The sequence below is a fragment of the Desulfosporosinus acididurans genome, assembly GCF_001029285.1.
GTDB classification, from domain to species: domain Bacteria; phylum Bacillota; class Desulfitobacteriia; order Desulfitobacteriales; family Desulfitobacteriaceae; genus Desulfosporosinus; species Desulfosporosinus acididurans.
In genome coordinates, this window is record NZ_LDZY01000001.1 from 63,480 (window position 1) to 79,927 (window position 16,448).

15 protein-coding genes, 10 tRNA genes and 2 riboswitches are annotated in these 16,448 nt (G+C 38.4%); of the genes, 5 read left to right on the forward strand and 20 right to left on the reverse strand.

The window, feature by feature from the left end:
- Positions 1–133 precede the first annotated feature (133 nt).
- Positions 134–1,171 (reverse strand): diguanylate cyclase, encoded by a 1,038-nt coding sequence (locus DEAC_RS00265; RefSeq protein ID WP_053006231.1) that lies wholly within the window; start codon positions 1,169–1,171, stop codon positions 134–136.
- 226 nt (positions 1,172–1,397) lie between these two features.
- Entirely contained in the window at positions 1,398–2,081 is a 684-nt protein-coding gene (locus DEAC_RS00270; RefSeq protein WP_047808050.1) for a DUF998 domain-containing protein, read from the reverse strand.
- Positions 2,082–2,432: 351 nt separating this feature from the next.
- On the opposite strand from DEAC_RS00270, the gene DEAC_RS23435 reads away from it, so the two are divergent.
- Positions 2,433–2,585, forward strand: a complete 153-nt coding sequence (locus DEAC_RS23435) for a hypothetical protein (RefSeq protein ID WP_161796402.1) — start codon at positions 2,433–2,435, stop codon at positions 2,583–2,585.
- Positions 2,586–2,718: 133 nt separating this feature from the next.
- Here the strand turns inward: DEAC_RS23435 and DEAC_RS00275 are convergent, their stop codons facing one another.
- The 4 genes from DEAC_RS00275 to DEAC_RS00290 form a co-directional block, all read right to left on the reverse strand.
- Complete coding sequence (locus tag DEAC_RS00275) at positions 2,719–2,928, reverse strand: DUF1657 domain-containing protein (protein ID WP_047808051.1); 210 nt, start codon at positions 2,926–2,928, stop codon at positions 2,719–2,721.
- 97 nt (positions 2,929–3,025) lie between these two features.
- Positions 3,026–3,280, reverse strand: coding sequence for a hypothetical protein (locus DEAC_RS00280; RefSeq protein WP_047808052.1), 255 nt, complete (start codon positions 3,278–3,280; stop codon positions 3,026–3,028).
- A gap of 168 nt (positions 3,281–3,448) precedes the next feature.
- On the reverse strand, positions 3,449–4,612 hold the full coding sequence (locus DEAC_RS00285; protein WP_200903068.1) for an FprA family A-type flavoprotein: 1,164 nt from the start codon (positions 4,610–4,612) through the stop codon (positions 3,449–3,451).
- Between the two features lie 316 nt (positions 4,613–4,928).
- Positions 4,929–5,624, reverse strand: a complete 696-nt coding sequence (locus tag DEAC_RS00290; protein ID WP_047808054.1) for an MBL fold metallo-hydrolase — start codon at positions 5,622–5,624, stop codon at positions 4,929–4,931.
- A gap of 96 nt (positions 5,625–5,720) precedes the next feature.
- Between DEAC_RS00290 and DEAC_RS00295 the strand changes: the two genes are divergently transcribed.
- Positions 5,721–6,089 carry a VOC family protein gene (locus DEAC_RS00295; RefSeq protein ID WP_047808055.1) on the forward strand — a complete coding sequence of 123 codons (369 nt, stop codon included), beginning with the start codon at positions 5,721–5,723 and terminating at the stop codon, positions 6,087–6,089.
- A gap of 296 nt (positions 6,090–6,385) precedes the next feature.
- Here the strand turns inward: DEAC_RS00295 and DEAC_RS00300 are convergent.
- From DEAC_RS00300 to sigI, 12 genes are all read right to left on the reverse strand, one after another.
- Positions 6,386–6,473 (reverse strand) — tRNA-Leu (locus tag DEAC_RS00300).
- A 3-nt stretch (positions 6,474–6,476) separates the two neighbouring features.
- A tRNA-Cys gene (locus tag DEAC_RS00305) sits at positions 6,477–6,551 on the reverse strand.
- Between the two features lie 11 nt (positions 6,552–6,562).
- Positions 6,563–6,636: transfer RNA gene (locus DEAC_RS00310), tRNA-Gly, on the reverse strand.
- Positions 6,637–6,642: 6 nt separating this feature from the next.
- A tRNA-Asn gene (locus DEAC_RS00315) sits at positions 6,643–6,717 on the reverse strand.
- A 7-nt stretch (positions 6,718–6,724) separates the two neighbouring features.
- Positions 6,725–6,815 (reverse strand) — tRNA-Ser (locus DEAC_RS00320).
- Positions 6,816–6,824: 9 nt separating this feature from the next.
- Positions 6,825–6,909, reverse strand: a tRNA-Leu gene (locus DEAC_RS00325).
- Between the two features lie 6 nt (positions 6,910–6,915).
- Positions 6,916–6,991 (reverse strand) — tRNA-Thr (locus DEAC_RS00330).
- A gap of 7 nt (positions 6,992–6,998) precedes the next feature.
- Positions 6,999–7,087 (reverse strand) — tRNA-Ser (locus DEAC_RS00335).
- A gap of 19 nt (positions 7,088–7,106) precedes the next feature.
- A tRNA-Tyr gene (locus DEAC_RS00340) sits at positions 7,107–7,190 on the reverse strand.
- 32 nt (positions 7,191–7,222) lie between these two features.
- Positions 7,223–7,298, reverse strand: a tRNA-Ala gene (locus DEAC_RS00345).
- 541 nt (positions 7,299–7,839) lie between these two features.
- Positions 7,840–8,868 (reverse strand): anti-sigma factor domain-containing protein, encoded by a 1,029-nt coding sequence (locus DEAC_RS00350; RefSeq protein ID WP_047808056.1) that lies wholly within the window; start codon positions 8,866–8,868, stop codon positions 7,840–7,842.
- Positions 8,861–9,577, reverse strand: a complete 717-nt coding sequence (gene sigI / locus DEAC_RS00355) for an RNA polymerase sigma-I factor (protein WP_047808057.1) — start codon at positions 9,575–9,577, stop codon at positions 8,861–8,863. The genes DEAC_RS00350 and sigI overlap by 8 nt, the downstream gene beginning before the upstream one ends.
- A gap of 304 nt (positions 9,578–9,881) precedes the next feature.
- A riboswitch (cyclic di-AMP (ydaO/yuaA leader) is annotated at positions 9,882–10,022 on the forward strand.
- A 3-nt stretch (positions 10,023–10,025) separates the two neighbouring features.
- On the opposite strand from sigI, the gene DEAC_RS00360 reads away from it, so the two are divergent.
- Entirely contained in the window at positions 10,026–10,784 is a 759-nt protein-coding gene (locus tag DEAC_RS00360; RefSeq protein ID WP_047808058.1) for a C40 family peptidase, read from the forward strand.
- Between the two features lie 190 nt (positions 10,785–10,974).
- Here DEAC_RS00360 and DEAC_RS22020 read toward each other — a convergent pair whose 3' ends face one another.
- Entirely contained in the window at positions 10,975–12,606 is a 1,632-nt protein-coding gene (locus DEAC_RS22020; RefSeq protein ID WP_083995776.1) for a cell wall-binding repeat-containing protein, read from the reverse strand.
- 373 nt (positions 12,607–12,979) lie between these two features.
- Here DEAC_RS22020 and DEAC_RS00370 point away from each other — a divergent pair, with 373 nt between their 5' ends.
- Both DEAC_RS00370 and DEAC_RS00375 read left to right on the forward strand, forming a co-directional pair.
- Positions 12,980–13,696, forward strand: coding sequence for a Bax inhibitor-1/YccA family protein (locus DEAC_RS00370; protein ID WP_047808059.1), 717 nt, complete (start codon positions 12,980–12,982; stop codon positions 13,694–13,696).
- Positions 13,697–13,878: 182 nt separating this feature from the next.
- Positions 13,879–14,988 (forward strand): GerAB/ArcD/ProY family transporter, encoded by a 1,110-nt coding sequence (locus DEAC_RS00375; protein ID WP_047808060.1) that lies wholly within the window; start codon positions 13,879–13,881, stop codon positions 14,986–14,988.
- Here DEAC_RS00375 and DEAC_RS00380 read toward each other — a convergent pair.
- The gene (locus DEAC_RS00380; protein WP_047808061.1) at positions 14,932–16,041 is read right to left on the reverse strand and encodes an HD-GYP domain-containing protein; all 1,110 of its coding nucleotides are present in this window, start codon (positions 16,039–16,041) and stop codon (positions 14,932–14,934) included. The genes DEAC_RS00375 and DEAC_RS00380 overlap by 57 nt on opposite strands.
- A 93-nt stretch (positions 16,042–16,134) precedes the next feature.
- A riboswitch (cyclic di-GMP riboswitch) is annotated at positions 16,135–16,218 on the reverse strand.
- Positions 16,219–16,448: the final 230 nt, after the last annotated feature.

A 16,448-nucleotide genomic window follows, 5' to 3' on the forward strand; every position in this document is an offset into this window, starting at 1 on the left:
GTTCACCTAAATCTCAAAAAGTTAAAGGACATCTCTTTTGAAGATATCCTTTAACTTTTTATAATAACTTTTATCCAATTGTGAGGCTTTCACCACTTAGTAATCATCTGGGTGGGGAAAAGATACACTATGTTTATGCTTCAACCCGATTTCTCCCCTTATGTTTTGCCACATAAAGCTTGTTATCAGCACATTCAATTAATTTTTCGGCATTAATCCTTGGAGCACGTGAGGAAGGTTTAATACTGCAAACACCCAAGCTTGCTGTGATTTTAATCGAACATTCTCCATATACTATTTCACTGTTTTCTACAGAACTTCTCATATGCTCAGCTATTTCAACGGCCCTTTTAAGACCGGCACCAGGAAGGCAGATTAAGAATTCCTCACCTCCATACCTTGAAATCCAATCACTTTCCCGTTGAATACATCCAGAAAGAATATCTGCAACAGCTTTTAACGTATGGTCTCCTGCTACATGACCATGGGTATCATTAACATTTTTAAAAAAATCGATATCCGCAATAATAATTGATAAACTTTGCTCAGAAAGTGAGGTACTAATAATATCTACTGGCAGTTTCTGATCGATATAACGTCGATTGTAAGTACCAGTCAATGTATCTTTAAAAGCTAAATTGCTCATCTTATCTATTAACTTATAGATTTCAGGACAGTTTCCATTTTCAAACGTTATAGACTCCGTTGTATTCTTCAATAATTCAAAAACAATGTCAAATTCACCATTTGCAGCCTGATCAACTGATGTACCTAAAACTCTAACTTGGTTACGGATAAAGTCCTTTAATTCTTCATCTCGCAGCATCATAATAATCATACCGGCAGCTATTCTCGCTACGGGAGGAACAACTTCCAAAGGTCCAGCAATTCCAAAGGTACCAATTTTGGCACCTTCTGCTTCAATAGCAATACTGACTCCTTCTTTTACTCGACCTTTTGACTCTTCAGCCTCCTGGGCTGTAATAACTGCCGAATCTTTATCCGAGGTTAATATCTGATAACTTCCTTTATGCTTTTGACCAATCCTTACTTGCTCTGAATCAGCAATGATTGTTCCAGTATTATCACAGACTATGACATCGAATCCGCTTTGTTTATGAATTAATTCAACAATCTTTTGGGCAACAGCATCACTGAGCTTTATAACCATTAAAATTTAAACTCTCCTTTTTCTTCTCAGCAGATCCTTCATTAACACTTACCTTAAGAGGATATATAAGCATTGCTATAGTTACTATTCTTCAAAACATTTTTTGATATAATTCTTTCTATATCGACTATTTCCTTCTTTTTATTCAAATAATTTTAACTATTATCATTCTGTTAAACCCTTATGAATTTGACTCCTATAGAGCAAATCTGTATTCCATCATAGTCTAGCCTCTTCTGATCATCCAAAATGCAATTCGCATCAACCAGTAAACAGAACTAATCAGTATTGATCGCTCAACGATACCAGTACATTTAAGAAGAACAAAGCAGATGCGAGGCATTTCTATTTGAAATTTACATGATAAGTCCCCTAGATAACCTAAGAATAGGATCCATCCTAAACTTAATTCTAAAATCGCCATAGTTCCACTCATCCAAGCAAGGTAGAGAATACTTGCATCATTATGACTTGCAGTATTAGATAAAGTGTGAGAAAAGCATATTAAACTTAGTATCGAAGCGATTAATCCAATGATTGTGGAAATTGTATGGATAGCACCCTTTAATGAAAAAGGTTTACATTTTAAATCAACTTTAAAAAAACTGCTTACCAGCCCACAGATACCCCAAACGGCCATGAAAATAAGTCCTGTCTCATCAATTCTATCCCTATTTACCAACGTCTGACGCAGACTTAAGCCCACTCCTAAAATTGATAATCCATAAATTGCAAAACTGCTTGCTGCAATTTTTCCGTATTTGCCAATCGCATATTCACTAATATAACGACTGATTGGATTATAGTCAGGACGTAATTTATGCATACCTAGAATAATGACGATAAAGTATACTAAACCAAGTTCTGAACCAATAGAAATAGCTTTAACATTTCTCAGAAAAAATGTCACCTTTAGCTCTCCCTTATACACCCTGCTATTGACTCAAAGTTATTGACGATTTCAGCTTCAAATCGTAGAACAAATAACTAGTCTGCCATGATAGTAGTCTAGTTTATACTCATAGGAGATTATGCGTATTTTCCCCAAGCAATTGGAAAATATTACACTCAAAGTGATCAGAATTTGAATGGCAATCACAATCGGAATAATTCCTGCTCCCCAAGCGAAACCTGCTCCGCATATTTTTGTTATTTCTGCATCCCTTAATTTGTAGTTCCAATGAGTAAAGGGATTTAAGTTTGGATATTCCTATATTAGATCTGATTATTTAATTCGCGCTAACAGGAAGGAGTGTTAGGTATGGACTTTGCGTCTTGTTCAAAATGTCTATACGGGCAAACAACTATTTGTGATGCATTTATGCTTCACCAGTTTCAAAGCGGCAATGGTGTTACGGAAATAACCTGGCAGGGCGGCGGGTGCCCTTTTTATAATCAATATCAAAAGCCTTAAAGTATCCTAAGAGAAGCAGATATTATAATGACAGCAAAAAAATAGAAACAATTACATACAAAGACTAAAAAGTCGCCCTTGCTGCAGGGCGACTTTTACTGTGTCTGATTTATATTTCACTGGCCTTTTCTCTCTAACTCAAAGGTTTATTCATGCTGTTATTCTGAGTTACATAGGCCAGCCTACCCCTAAGCAGTGCGACATGACGCTCCATGTCGGAAGACATTTCTTTGAACATTTGTTTCGCTGTTCCATCCAGGGTCGACGCTGAAAAAGTTTCATACGTTCCAAGAGCTGATTGAGCAGCGGCTACTGCTTTTTCCAAATCTGCTTGAACAGTCAAATTAAATCCCTCCCTGTAAGTATTTAAACTTAGTATGTGCATAATTCCTAATACTAATCAGCTATGTTTCCCCCTAGATTTATTGAAATTGAATGCCTTAACTACCCGATATTAGCATTATTGCTTCATCTAGGGCACGAAGGTATGCTAAAGGCAAGTCAGAAATTGCCGCTCTGATTTCTTTAAAGGCGATCAAATGAGCTTCTAAAGATTGTGCATTCTGTGGGTAACAAGAATCTGCCAATTGATTGAGATACTTCGCCTCAGCAGGATAACCATTTTGACTGAGATAATCATAAAGGAGCAGTGCTAATTTAAAGACATCACTTTGAGTTTTTATAGTAAATGACATTTTGCAACCTCCCATTCTGAAAATTATGGTATATAGCGGCCCTTGATCCAATCATAAGACTCCCACTTCACCAAGGGGGGCTATACCTTAATCATTATACAAAAAGGACTGGAGTATTTCAGCATCCAGTCCCAAAGTAAAAATAAATTTCTGATTTCCGCTTAAGATCTATTTAAGAGTCATTGCAATCTTTTTAGTTATCTCGGTTAACTGATCAGAATCAGGAATATACTGGATTCTTATTTGCTCCAAGAGATCAAAATTCATACTCTTCAATACATCTTCAACCATGCCAACACTTTGCCCCCCCCAGCCATAAGAACCAAAAGCTAAACCAATCCGCTTTTTAGGAGCTAAACCTTTTAAATATGTTAAAAAAGCAGCTACGGTGGGAAGCATGTTATTGTTCAAGGTAGGTGAGCCTACGCATATATATTTAGCAGTAAGAACTTCAGTCATAATATCAGAGATATGATTCGTTCTTAAATTCCTCATTCTAGTGGTAATGCCTTTCTCCTCCATGGCGTTCTGTATAGCATAAGCTATCATCTCTGTTGAGTTCCACATTGAATCATATACTATTACTGCCTTATCATCCGTCTGATCCGTAGACCACTTACGATATTCACTTAGGATATCCTTTATTTTCGAACGCCATATTACTCCATGGCTTGGAGCAATGGTATCAATCTCCAAAGCAGAGACTAATTCTAAGGCTTTTTCAACTTGTTTACCATAAGGGAGTACAATATTGGCATAGTATTTTGCAGCTTCTTCCATAACAATATCCGCTGAAAGTTGATCGTCAAAGCGTTCCGACGTAGCAATGTGCTGTCCAAAAGCATCATTGGAAAACAATATTTTGTCCTCCTGTAAATAGCAAACCATGTTGTCAGGCCAATGAACCATAGGAGTATGGATAAAGGTAAGACTTCGCTTACCCAAACTTAGCGTTGTTCCTGATTTCATCACATTATAATTCCAATTACCTTTATAGTGGGCTTTTAGACCTTTTTCCCCATTTAATGAGGTATAAATTTGAGCTTGCGGAGCTGCTTCCATTAAACGAGGGAGCCCACCAGAATGATCCATCTCCACATGATTAGATACGATATAATCTATTTTAGAAGGATCAACAACTTCAGAGATTCGTGCTAACATTTCATCAGCTAAATAATGCTTAACCGTATCAATGAGGGTTATTTTTTCATCAATAATCAAATAAGCATTATATGTAGTACCCCTCGGAATTAGATATCCGTGGAAATTTCGAATATCCCAGTCGATTCCCCCGACCCAATAGACATTTTCGGCAATTTGGACAGGTTTCATTTTGAGCACTCCATTCTAAAATTTAATATAGTTCAATCCAGAAAAGACTTAAGAAGTAGTGAGCTCCCAAATACAATAATGTCCAGTGGACATTATTGCCGAGAAGTGGAGATCTTAAAATGCCAAGGGCACTTAGCTTATTTATAATGATTATTATATCATATTAGATATACAGATCAAGAGGTATCCTTTGATTATTCGATTTAATTACTATTTTCTATTTTAGTGTATTTCATCCCCCCAATTCCCAACATAAATTACACCCGTAATGAAATGCAAGGAAATACCTCCTTGAAGTGCTTGTCCGTACTCTTTTTTAAAGGCTTAACTCTTGCCCCTTTTGAGAGAATTTGAGAATTTTGCAGGAGGAGTCTTTCATTTTATATACGAAGTCCTCCAGGATTTCAGGGCTATCGGCAAAGTGCATCGGAATAAGATATTTAGGATTAAGTTCTCGAATAAAATAATCTGCTCCCGCCAGATAATTCTTTTCAAGTCTTGGATCTACCGGAAAGAAAGCAAAATCGATAACCTCACCTTTGATTCTTTGAATTTCATCTTTAAACTCTTTCTCGGCCTTGGCCATCTCTTCCTGAGTATCAATCCAGTACCACCAGTTTAAATCTCCGGCATGAAAAAGACGGGTTTCTTCATCCTGGACCATAAAAGAAACACCTATATCTGTAGAATTATAAGCTTTAATTTTCAAGCTGCCCAATTCGACTTTTTCGTAGGGGGCAAGTACGTTCAGGTTATTTAACTTTGGAGAAACAAGAATATCATTGCTAAAGATATAGTGCATATCCGATCTTTCTTTTTGCCATTCTAGGATCAAAGGATTAAAATGATCAGGATGGCTATGAGAGGAAAAGACAAAAATATTTTTAGGACTTTTCTTGATTAGATCGCCGATACTACCTTGATAATAATCAAAAATAAGTAAATTGTTTGGCGTTTCGACTACAAAACCACTATGATATAAATATTTTATTTTAAGATGTGCGTTTTCCATTGTTATCACCTCATAATGATTATACAATAAATTTGAAGAAATCAAGAGTCTGCTGCTCAAGGACAACTCGACAAAATTTGAGAAAGAAGGTTTCCTATGAAATTTCGATTTAATCATAATAACTTTAACATCCTAGACCTCGAAAAAAGCCTAAAATTCTATCAAGAAGCCTTGGGCCTGGTAGAAGTCAAACGATTTGAACCGCCAAGCGGTGATTTTATCCTTGTTTATCTTGGAGATGGAGTTACAGAACATAGCTTGGAACTGACATGGTTAAAAGAGCGAACAAAACCCTATGATTTAGGGGAGAACGAATTCCATGTAGCTTTTATGGTTGACGATTTCGAAGCAGCATATGAACGTCACAAAAAAATGGGATGCATTTGCTATGAAAATAAAGAAATGGGTATCTATTTTATTAACGATCCAGACAATTACTGGTTAGAAATCGTCCCCCAAAAATAACGAGATCCCCATACACTTTGATACCATCACATCGTTCTAAGATTTGCATATGCTGCTGAGCGGAACTAGCAGATTTTGGCAGGATATTGCACTTATGAAGATAAGAAAAAATGCCTTAGAGAAACTTTCTTTAGGGCATTTTTTCTTACCAATATTAATTTTTAACAGTTAATGAGACCACAACTAAACTCGAAAACAACAAAATACGTTGGCAAATTTCTTTCACAAAGCCAACGTATTATTACGTCAAAAGAAAAGATAACCCTATAACATTTTCCAGTCTATTAATTATGTAATGGTGCCGATGACCGGAATCGAACCGGTACGGGCTATTAACCCGCGGGATTTTAAGTCCCGTGCGTCTGCCAGTTACGCCACATCGGCAATTGGAGGCGGCACCCTGATTCGAACGAGGGGATCGAGGTTTTGCGGACCTCTGCCTTACCACTTGGCTATGCCGCCATAAGTATTACTGGAGCGGGTGATGAGAATCGAACTCACGTAGCTAGCTTGGAAGGCTAGTGCTCTACCATTGAGCTACACCCGCAATAAATGGCTCCCCGAGTAGGACTCGAACCTACAACCTACCGGTTAACAGCCGGTTGCTCCACCATTGAGCTATCGAGGAATGTATCTGGCGGAGAAGGAGGGATTTGAACCCTCGCGGCAGTTACCCACCCTAACGGTTTAGCAAACCGTCCTCTTCAGCCACTTGAGTACTTCTCCAAGTATATTTGGTGCGGAAGACGGGACTTGAACCCGTACGGAGTTACCCACACGCCCCTCAAACGTGCGCGTCTGCCAGTTACGCCACTCCCGCAATAGCTGGAGCCATTGACCGGGATTGAACCGGTGACCTTATCCTTACCAAGGATACGCTCTACCGACTGAGCTACAATGGCAATATAATGGCGGAGGGGGTGGGATTCGAACCCACGGCCCCTTGCGGAGTCACTGGTTTTCAAGACCAGCTCCTTAAACCACTCGGACACCCCTCCAAAAATAACACTTTTTAATTGGTGGGCAGGGATGGATTCGAACCATCGTACCTCGCGGAACAGATTTACAGTCTGTCGCCTTTAACCACTCGGCCACCTACCCATTTCAATTCTTAAAATACAGAAGTTTTCTAATGGTGGAGGTAAGCGGGATCGAACCGCTGACCCCCTGCTTGCAAGGCAGGTGCTCTCCCAGCTGAGCTATACCCCCAAACAAAAAACAATCCACCACAAGTTTACCGAGCCTCGGCAAAGCTTCGCTCAAAACACTTTTTCAGTGAAAGAAGGTGTTTCAGCTATTTGAGGTCGGAACTTTACAATAGCACTTTAAGTTAACCTTGTCAAGAATTAAACTTAATAATATAAAATTAAGATAAGACAAGATAAACGCCTAAGTGATACGCAATTTCTGTCCACCTTGACCGAGATCAAATACTACCATTAATAGAGCAAATTGTCAATAGCACTATAACCAATTGAGCTTTAAGTTCTTAAATTTTTAGTAATTTTAATGAACAATACTTACATCATATTGTTATACATTTTAACATCCGCTATCCCAAAGATGCAATGTTTATTTAGTTCAATTGAATAAATCTTAGAAGATTTAGCCCTGACAGCCAAATCTCACAAATTTTTTCAAAGCAGCAACAGCTAGTCCAATACGCCGAAAATCATCTTATCAGTTCATTAGCTGCTTATTTGAACATGTTTAATTTGGGTTTATGCTTTTACTATTTGTTAATACTCTGTTATCCTTTTGAACTCTCGTTGGGTGTGCCCTTCTCCGCCTTTTTCTTGAATTCTCCCGGAAAACGATTTGAGCCTTTATTCATCTGAGGCTTTTCATGTCTATTATTCATAGAATCATTGTCATTGCCGGGCATTTTACCTGAGGAGGGCGGCAATTTATCAGGCTTTAGTTTTCCTTTTGTTTCTTTATTTGATTGATCAGAGGATCCAGAATCAGGCCTTACATTTCCATTCGTTTGAGGCGTACTTGATTCCATCCCATGTTTACCAGTCTTGATCTGCTCTTGAACCTGGGGATTTTCAAGTAATCGATCCCGTTCTGAATTATCTTTTAGCTTCTGAGCTTGCGTCTCGACTCCGGCCTTTTGAGCAGTCTGCCAAAGCGCATATTCCCCAAGAGTCAATTCTCCTTGTTGTGCTAGCTCGCGCTCCTGGGAGGTCAGAGGAAAAACTGCAACCTGTGGAGTGAACCCATTTTTCTTAATTGCTCTCGTGACCCATAAAGCGATTTGCTGATCGTTAAGTTCTTTAGGCATTTGATCTGAGGTTTTATCTGACATTGGAGAATATCCCACCACGACCCAGTTTTGTTGGGAATTTAGGAATTTATGATCATAAGATTGGGTGATAATTTGTTCAAGGGCCTTATCTAGTGGCTGTCCTTTAAGATCTAACTGACTTAACATGCTTTTGGCGTCATCATTTTCGCTCTGGAACTTTAATAAGCGCCCTTGGGAGTCAATCGTAAATTGTAAACTTGGATTAATGTCTACTGAGAGCAACGCAACTGCAGTTGGTGCTTGATAAAGATTCCATCCCAAACAAGCCATCAAGACTAAAAGGAATAATGCGGCTACCCCTGCCCCAATTCGTAGGCTGTTTGCATTCATTATAACTGTCCGAACTTCGATTTCCTCGCCTACTTCAATGTTCTGTCGCCTGTAAACATGGCGAAAAGCGCCGTCATTACCTAAAACAGTGTAGCGAAACCCAGACCTTTCCAGTACCACAGCTTTCAACTTACTCATTTTCTCCCCCCTTTTCCCGCGAGATGACATATTCTCTTAAATATATATAGTCATGTTGATTGGCTATAAGCAAAGCTACTGCTAAGATATATTTCCGTCCCCTTTCCAAAACTTTAGCGTGAATCTGAGTTTTCAGTGCTAAAGCTTGCATAGGGACTTTTCCGGTTCGTTCAACATGAGCCCATAGTTCTTCGTCAAATGCCAGTTCTCTTGCCGCCCTAAGCAATGTCTCACGAGAATCTCGATGCTTGGGTGAAGCTGCAACTAAATCTTGAAAGGTAAGGTTTACTGCCGCCAAAGCTTGCGTAAACTGTTGGATTTCCGCCGCCCTCTCCCGGTTTTGTTCTTTCTCTTTGAATTCATTTAAACTCAGATGAATTTCAATGTCTCGTCCAATATCCTCTTGGTCGAGTGAATTTGTCAGCTGTGACCGCTGTTTCCGATGATAATCAATAAGGCGCCTTTTGATTAAAACTCTGGCAAATGCTAAAAAAGGCACGCCTTTATCAGCAATAAACAAATCGATGGCTTCATTAAAAGCGATCAAAGCCTCGGATAATTCCTCATCCCTGCCCCATTCCAGAAAATGAAAACACGCCTGGCTAGCGACATGACAAATAAACATTTGAGATTTGGCCAAAAAATCCTCTCGGGCTTTCGAATCCTCTTTCAAACGCTGCCACGTCGATTGGTCTTCCCATTCCGGCATGCTTTCTTCCTCCTACCCTCTTATACGATAGGGTTTCTACTTTTTTAGGGGGGCTCACCCCAAATTGCCTTCAGATTCTTCTACAAATACAAAAATACCGGTAGTTTAATCACCTAACTCTAAACATTCGATACATTGTTAGCCATTTCCTCTCGCGGAAACCAAAAGCTCTCTCTTATCCGTATGGTAATTATTACAATGGTATCGTTATGTCTAAAAATGGCTCCTTACCAAATATTACACATTTCGTTTTAAAGGATATTGACGAATTCTGTCGAAATCTTGTTTATGAAAAAAATGAAAAAGAAAAATAAAGCTGAATCTAGAGATTACTCTAGAGCGGGGGATTTTATTTCTATACCGGGGTGAATCGCCACTATGGCGTAGGGCTGTTACCTTCGCCCGAATCCGACAACTAACCTCGTAAGCTATGAAAGGTGAAAAGGGAATGAAATTGTCTCCGGGCCTGTTTCGACTATCAGGTGTCATTCTATCAGGAATGCTCTTGGTGGGGAATGTTTTAGTGCCATCAACGTCTCAAACCTTGGGTTTGAATTCTTTCATGAATCCTAGCAAATTGGATTCCTTTTCAACGTCGTTCATTGTTCCTCAATTTATTCACCAACGGTTATCTTCAGCGAAAACAGAGCCAATCTTTAAAGCAGCAGCAACAACCGTTACGGCAGCTGCTCCAAAGAATAATCAAGTTCAGACGAAAACTACTCAAACAGCAGAAACCTCTCTGCCTAAAGGTACATCATCAGTACATATAACTCAAGTTGCTCAGGCTGTGTCAAATAATACTATGACTGATGAGACCAATGTATCTCGCGGCGTTATTAACCATTCTGACATCATCGACCATGCTGTAGGTTTAGTGGGTAAGCCCTATATTTTTGGCGGGACAACGTTAAAAGGATTTGATTGTTCCGGATTTACCCAGTATGTTTATGCTGGATCAGGTATTTCCCTTCCGCGAACATCTTATGCCCAATATGCTTCAGGCGATTCTGTCAGCAAGAGTAACCTCCAACCGGGAGACTTAGTTTTCTTTTCTACGTATTCTAAGGGAGCATCGCACGTAGGTATTTACATCGGCGGCGGAAAATTTGTTCATGCTGATAACCCTAAAAAAGGGGTAACTATTACCAACTTGAGTGACAGTTTTTATGTTAAAAATTATCTTGGAGCTCGAAGGTATAAATAATCCGTTAATAATTAACAGAATAATTTAAAAAAACTGTTAAAGGGAGATCTCGAAAATTCACACATAATTAATGACTATTCAATGACAAATCTATAAAGTATCCTTTAATATTAAAAAAAGTGCTTTTGGCATACTACTTTGCCAAAGCACTTTTTTCTCGTACATCCCGCAAAATATAAAGTTATCTACGTCAGTTTGTCTTAGTAAAAATAAAATTAACCGGATTTGTAGAGGTAGAAAAACTCGTTGGATTATTTAGGTAACCTGTATAAGCGGAAGTGCCTGTTATTATATTATTACCTGTTATATGTGGAACACCCATATTATAAATTTCCAAATACTTACCGATTAAAACAAAATTATCTTCCTCAGTCCAGCTGGAGTTTGTAATTTTTATTAGTGTACTATTTGGAAAAGAATACTTAGTTTTATAATTAGTTGTATATCCGGTGTTTTCTTGAGTAACTTCTAAAGTTCCATCATTTTCAAAGTTCAAAGTGTATTTTCCGTCAGATGTTGTCCACGTGCCCAAAATATCTTGCTGAATTTGATCAACTGTGAGAATAGGATCTGGATTCTCATGCATAACCTCAACGGTAGCTATAGGCTTAACCACAGTGGATTCAGCAATTGTACCTGTCACGCAAAAACTACCCGCAGAGAGATACCTGCTTGATTCTATAATTGGCCAGGTGACATTAACGGTTTTGGTTGTCCCATCCATCATAGTAGCCGTTACCGATGAAGGCAGCACTGGGGCAATTCCGATTGAAGTTGTTACACTAACAGGACTTAAATGACTTACTCCGGCCTTTCCCTGTCCTAACCCTGATATAACACTATCAGGGATAACAACTGTTCCGCCAAATATATCAACGGTAGGTGTTACATTGCTATCACCATTTAAACCATTAGCAATTCTGTCTTGATAATAACTTCTTGTCACATCTGCTGGAGAATTATTAATTAAAATTATAGGAGCAGCAATTTTTGAGGCGAGCGCACTTCCGCTTAGGGCATCAGAAAACTGTTCACCGGAAGCTACAGTTGTAACTTTAGGGCCAAAAACACCGGCGAATTGATTGTTAACAGCAATATTTGTGCTATAGCTGTCATTACCTGCAATCCTTTCATAATTGGGAAATTGATTAGCAACACTATCACTAATTTCATCGGAATCACCGATAACATAAGTCTTGACAATACCGTTGTTTGCAGAAATATAGTTTTTAACCGATTCAGGGATACTATCTTGAGATACAAGAATGATTGGATCCTGTTTAATTGCTGCGACAGGTGAAATAGAAAGAGCGTCGGTAAAATCGTCTGAAGTACAAACAAACAGCATCGTTGGTGACGTTGTCACTTGCTTAGCTACAGCTATTGCGGTTTCATATTTATCGTACCCATAAATCCTATTGGTTGTTATCCCCATTGCTTGTAGTTCAGTATCTATAGCATCAGAGATCACTCCAGTACCACCTATTATTGTAACATTTTTGGTTTTCAAATCAGTTAATGTTTTTTTAGTGATTGCCGGCAGCGTTGTGCTCTCAGTAAGTAATATCGGGGCATCAAATTTTTTAGCCAGGGGTACAGCAGCAAGACTATCCGTGAAATTACCTCCAAAGGCTAAGATACAATTTGTTGAACCATTGGGCCAACCTTGTTCGGCAATTGTGCTTGAGGTTTCATAACGATCTTGACCTGCCATTCTATTGATAATGGGAGAAATGGTTGACGTATCCGTCGAAGCCAATACGGGGAGAACAGACGAAAATGTAAATAACGCGGTTAGAAACAAAGTCGGTAATTTCCTCATAGAATCATTCCCTACTTTCAGGTTTCTTAATTCACTATAGTCTGCGTAACTTTAAGAACAACTCAAAAAGGCCAGAGTCGAGACACTTCTTCAGTTATTAAAGCCTTATAAAATTTACGTTATGTATGCATCAACTCCTTAAAATCTCAAACAATATACTAAAATCAATAGAATTGAAAAACTAAACTTCGTTTTGTAATAGATAAAAACATAGTTCAGGTATTTTGTATTATAGGCGAATTTAGAAGGAATTTGGTAAAGAACTTTTTAAGGTTTTGTGAAATTTTAGAGATTTGTTAGTAAAGTAAGGAATGTCGTGATACTATAAGGTTAAAGCCGCTAATCTAAAAAAAACGAAAGAGGTGTAACGCTAATGTCACCATTTGAAAACTCATCCCATTATTATCAAAATCCCTATGTTATTGACATTAAAAAGGTCAAGACTGTTTCGTTATCCCAGGTCATGGGCCTTTTATCCTTTATGTTCTTAGCGATGGCTGCGGGAGCTTTTCTAGTACCTCCACAATATTTTATGCCTGCTGCTATTTTGGAATTTTTGTTGCTCTTTATTATTCCGATCGTGAGCCGACGAGCTGTTGTACGAGGAGACGATCCTGCTGCCGGTTTAACTGCAGGATTGGCCCTGCTCTTTGCAGCATGTGCGGGAGCTGTTCTTGGACCAATCGTCCAAGCTCTGACCGCAACGACTGAAGGACTTTTAGTACTTGGGCAAGCTGCTTTAGTAACCTTTATCGTCTTTGCCGCTTTTGGTGCTTATGGGCTCATGACAAAGCGTAATTTAAGCAGTATGGCAAAAGCGCTCTTTATTGGCTTGTTAGTCCTGCTGGGAGTTACAATTCTTTCAACGATTTTCAGCAGCTTTTTCAGTCCTTTCGGTTTGCTGATCGGTTTAGGAGGCGCTATTCTTTTTTCCCTGATGACGGCCTTAGATTTTCAAAGAGCAAAATATAGCCTTGCTGACAATGCTGTTTTAGTCACCCTAAGTATCTTTTTAGATTTCATCAATTTGTTTACATTTATTCTAGATATATTTCTTATCTTTGGCGGCGGCGGAATTCGCAAACGTTAATACGCATAATATTCAAAAAACTAAGCAGCCCTGTTTCGGTATTGAACGAAACGGAGCTGCTTAGTTTTTCTGTTGGAGGATAATTGAATGATTGACGGGTAAACTAATGGATACCATGTTTGTTTTCGAAATTTGACACAACTGTTAAACAAACGTGAGAAGCTAACAACGGGAAGGGAACTATGGAAAGAATTTCAGCACACCAATTCATGACCTTAGGAGCATCTGTACTCATGGGCGGAACTTTCCTTCTCATAGCTACTTTTGTTACCGAAGCAGGCGGACGAGACGGTTGGATGTCTATTATGCCTGCCTTTGCTTTAACAATTCCTTACGGTATTATGATACTTTCATTATCAACCCAATACCCCCGAAAGAGTTTGTTGAATATTTCGGAAATTATCTTTGGAAAATGGACTGGCAAAATTATAGGTTCTCTCTATATTGTAATATCTTGTTATTATGGCGGGTTACTTTTGGCTTTTATCGGAATTATTTATGAACAATCTATCATGCCCTTGGTGCCTCGTTGGGTCTTTTACCTTGGTGGTCTGCTTCTAGTATTCTATTTGGCATCTTCCGGAATCGAAGTCTTTGCTCGCTTTTCCGAAGTCCTCTTGCCCATCATCGTTGTTGCCTTAGTTTTTAACATTGTCCTAACAGTTCCGCGAATTGAACAGAACGAACTTCTTCCTTTTTTGGGAAACGGAGTGAAGCCTCTTTTATGGAGCGCTATTAAAGTAATACCTTTTCCGATGGTCTATTCCATGTTCTTAGCAGGAATTATAACATTTCTGCCTCATAACGATCAGCAAGGAAAAAGTCAATTTAAGACGGGGATTTGGCGTGCAGCTTTTCTAGTAGGAATTTTAAATACCATCGTAGTCTTAATTCAAGTTCTTGTCTTCGGACCAAGAGAAACAGTTCGTTTATCCTTTGGCATTCTCGAATTGGGCAAAATGGTTGAATTAAGCAGGACTGTGGCCGGCGTGGAATCGTTATTTATGGGAGTTTGGCTTGGAGCCTTAGTAATAAAATGTTGTGCTTTCTTTTATATGACGACCTGGGGATTAGAAACTGTGCTAAATCTTAAAGGCATAAAATGGCGGCTCCTATTATGTGCCGCTTTTCTAGGAATTGCTTTCGGGGTAAAAAAAGGATTCTATTTAAGTACAAAGCTTTCTTTTGCTGAAAGTTACCTTATTTTTCCTTTTGTTTCTGTTTGGATCCCCATCCTATGGATAGCCTCGCATTGGAAGGTTAAACTCAATACGCCCAATAAAACGAGTTAAATCTTGCATTAAATCTATATATTGTTCCTTGTTGATTATCCGCCCTTTATTATCTTTTAACAGACGTATCAAAGGCCGTGTAGGCATTTGCATGGGAACAGCCGCAACTACTCCTATTTCACCGGTATTAAGTGTTATAACTGCGTTTTCCGGATATAAGATTAGACTTTCACGAAAAGCTTTCACTACTATGGGATCATAACCCTTTCCCGCCCCTGCAATGATCATCTCCAAAGCATAGTAAGGCGGCAAACCTTTTCGATAGGGTCTGTCAGCAGTTAAGGCGTCAAACACGTCGGTCACAGCTACAATTTGAGCATCGAGATGTATGTCATTCTTTTTTAAACCGCAAGGATAGCCTGTGCCATTCCAGCGTTCATGATGTTTAATGACTGTCTCTAATACACTTGGCAATACCCGAGAGTTTTTAAGCATCTCCGCACCAAACTGTGGATGCTGTTTCATAAGAAGGTGTTCCTTCTCTGTCAAAGTTCCAGGTTTATTCAAAATTTCTTTAGGAATATTCAGTTTACCCAAATCATGCAAAAGTGCTCCCAAAGTTAAATACTTAAGTTTTTTCTCACTATACCCCAAACGCCTAGCCGTCAACGTCGCTAAAATAGCCACGTTCAAACTGTGCACAAAGGTCCCATAATCATGATGTCTAAATTGTTCTACATCAAGTCGAACCATATTTAAATTCAAATATACATTAGTAGCTCTTAATTGTTTGATAATTATTTCCACAAGTTCGATTGTCTTTTTTATCTGTTCTTGACTAATAAGTTTTGCCTCATGATAAATATTCCATAAAGAACCAACTAATTTTTCATAGACATCCTTAGGAAAGGGTTTAATGATATTAGCCGAACGATTTTCATCTTCTTTTTTCTCCCAAATAAAAACCTCCCTATTTTCAAGAAGTTTTTGGATGCTTTCTGTAATTGGTTGTCCTTTATGTAATAACAATACACCAACCTTATCAAATAAATCGGCACTCGCTGTCATACTTGCAGCTAAATTCGTATGAACTTGCTTCAACAACCAATTCAAGAATTCTCCCTCCTCTTTATCTCTCTTAAACCTTCCTTATTTTATTAAAAATAAAAGCCGCCGAACTCAATGAACGGCGACACAGTTTCTTTGTTTGGTAACCCGGCTATCTATCATCTTTTAGCTAGACCCGTGGCTTTGCGTCCTCAGCTCTCACTGAGTTTGCCTTTATCACTGAATGTTAAATTATCTCCTTACTTCATTAAAACGATTATTGCATCACTGGAAAGTAGTATATTATAAGATATGATAAAGTACAACATTCTTTAACTATTATAACGTATTTTTATCATATTATCATATTATTTATCATTTTATGACATACATTAAGTTTAATTTGACATTATCTGAGTATATTTGACCTATTTCACTTCGATAGATATACTAATTGCCTATAATAAACTTAT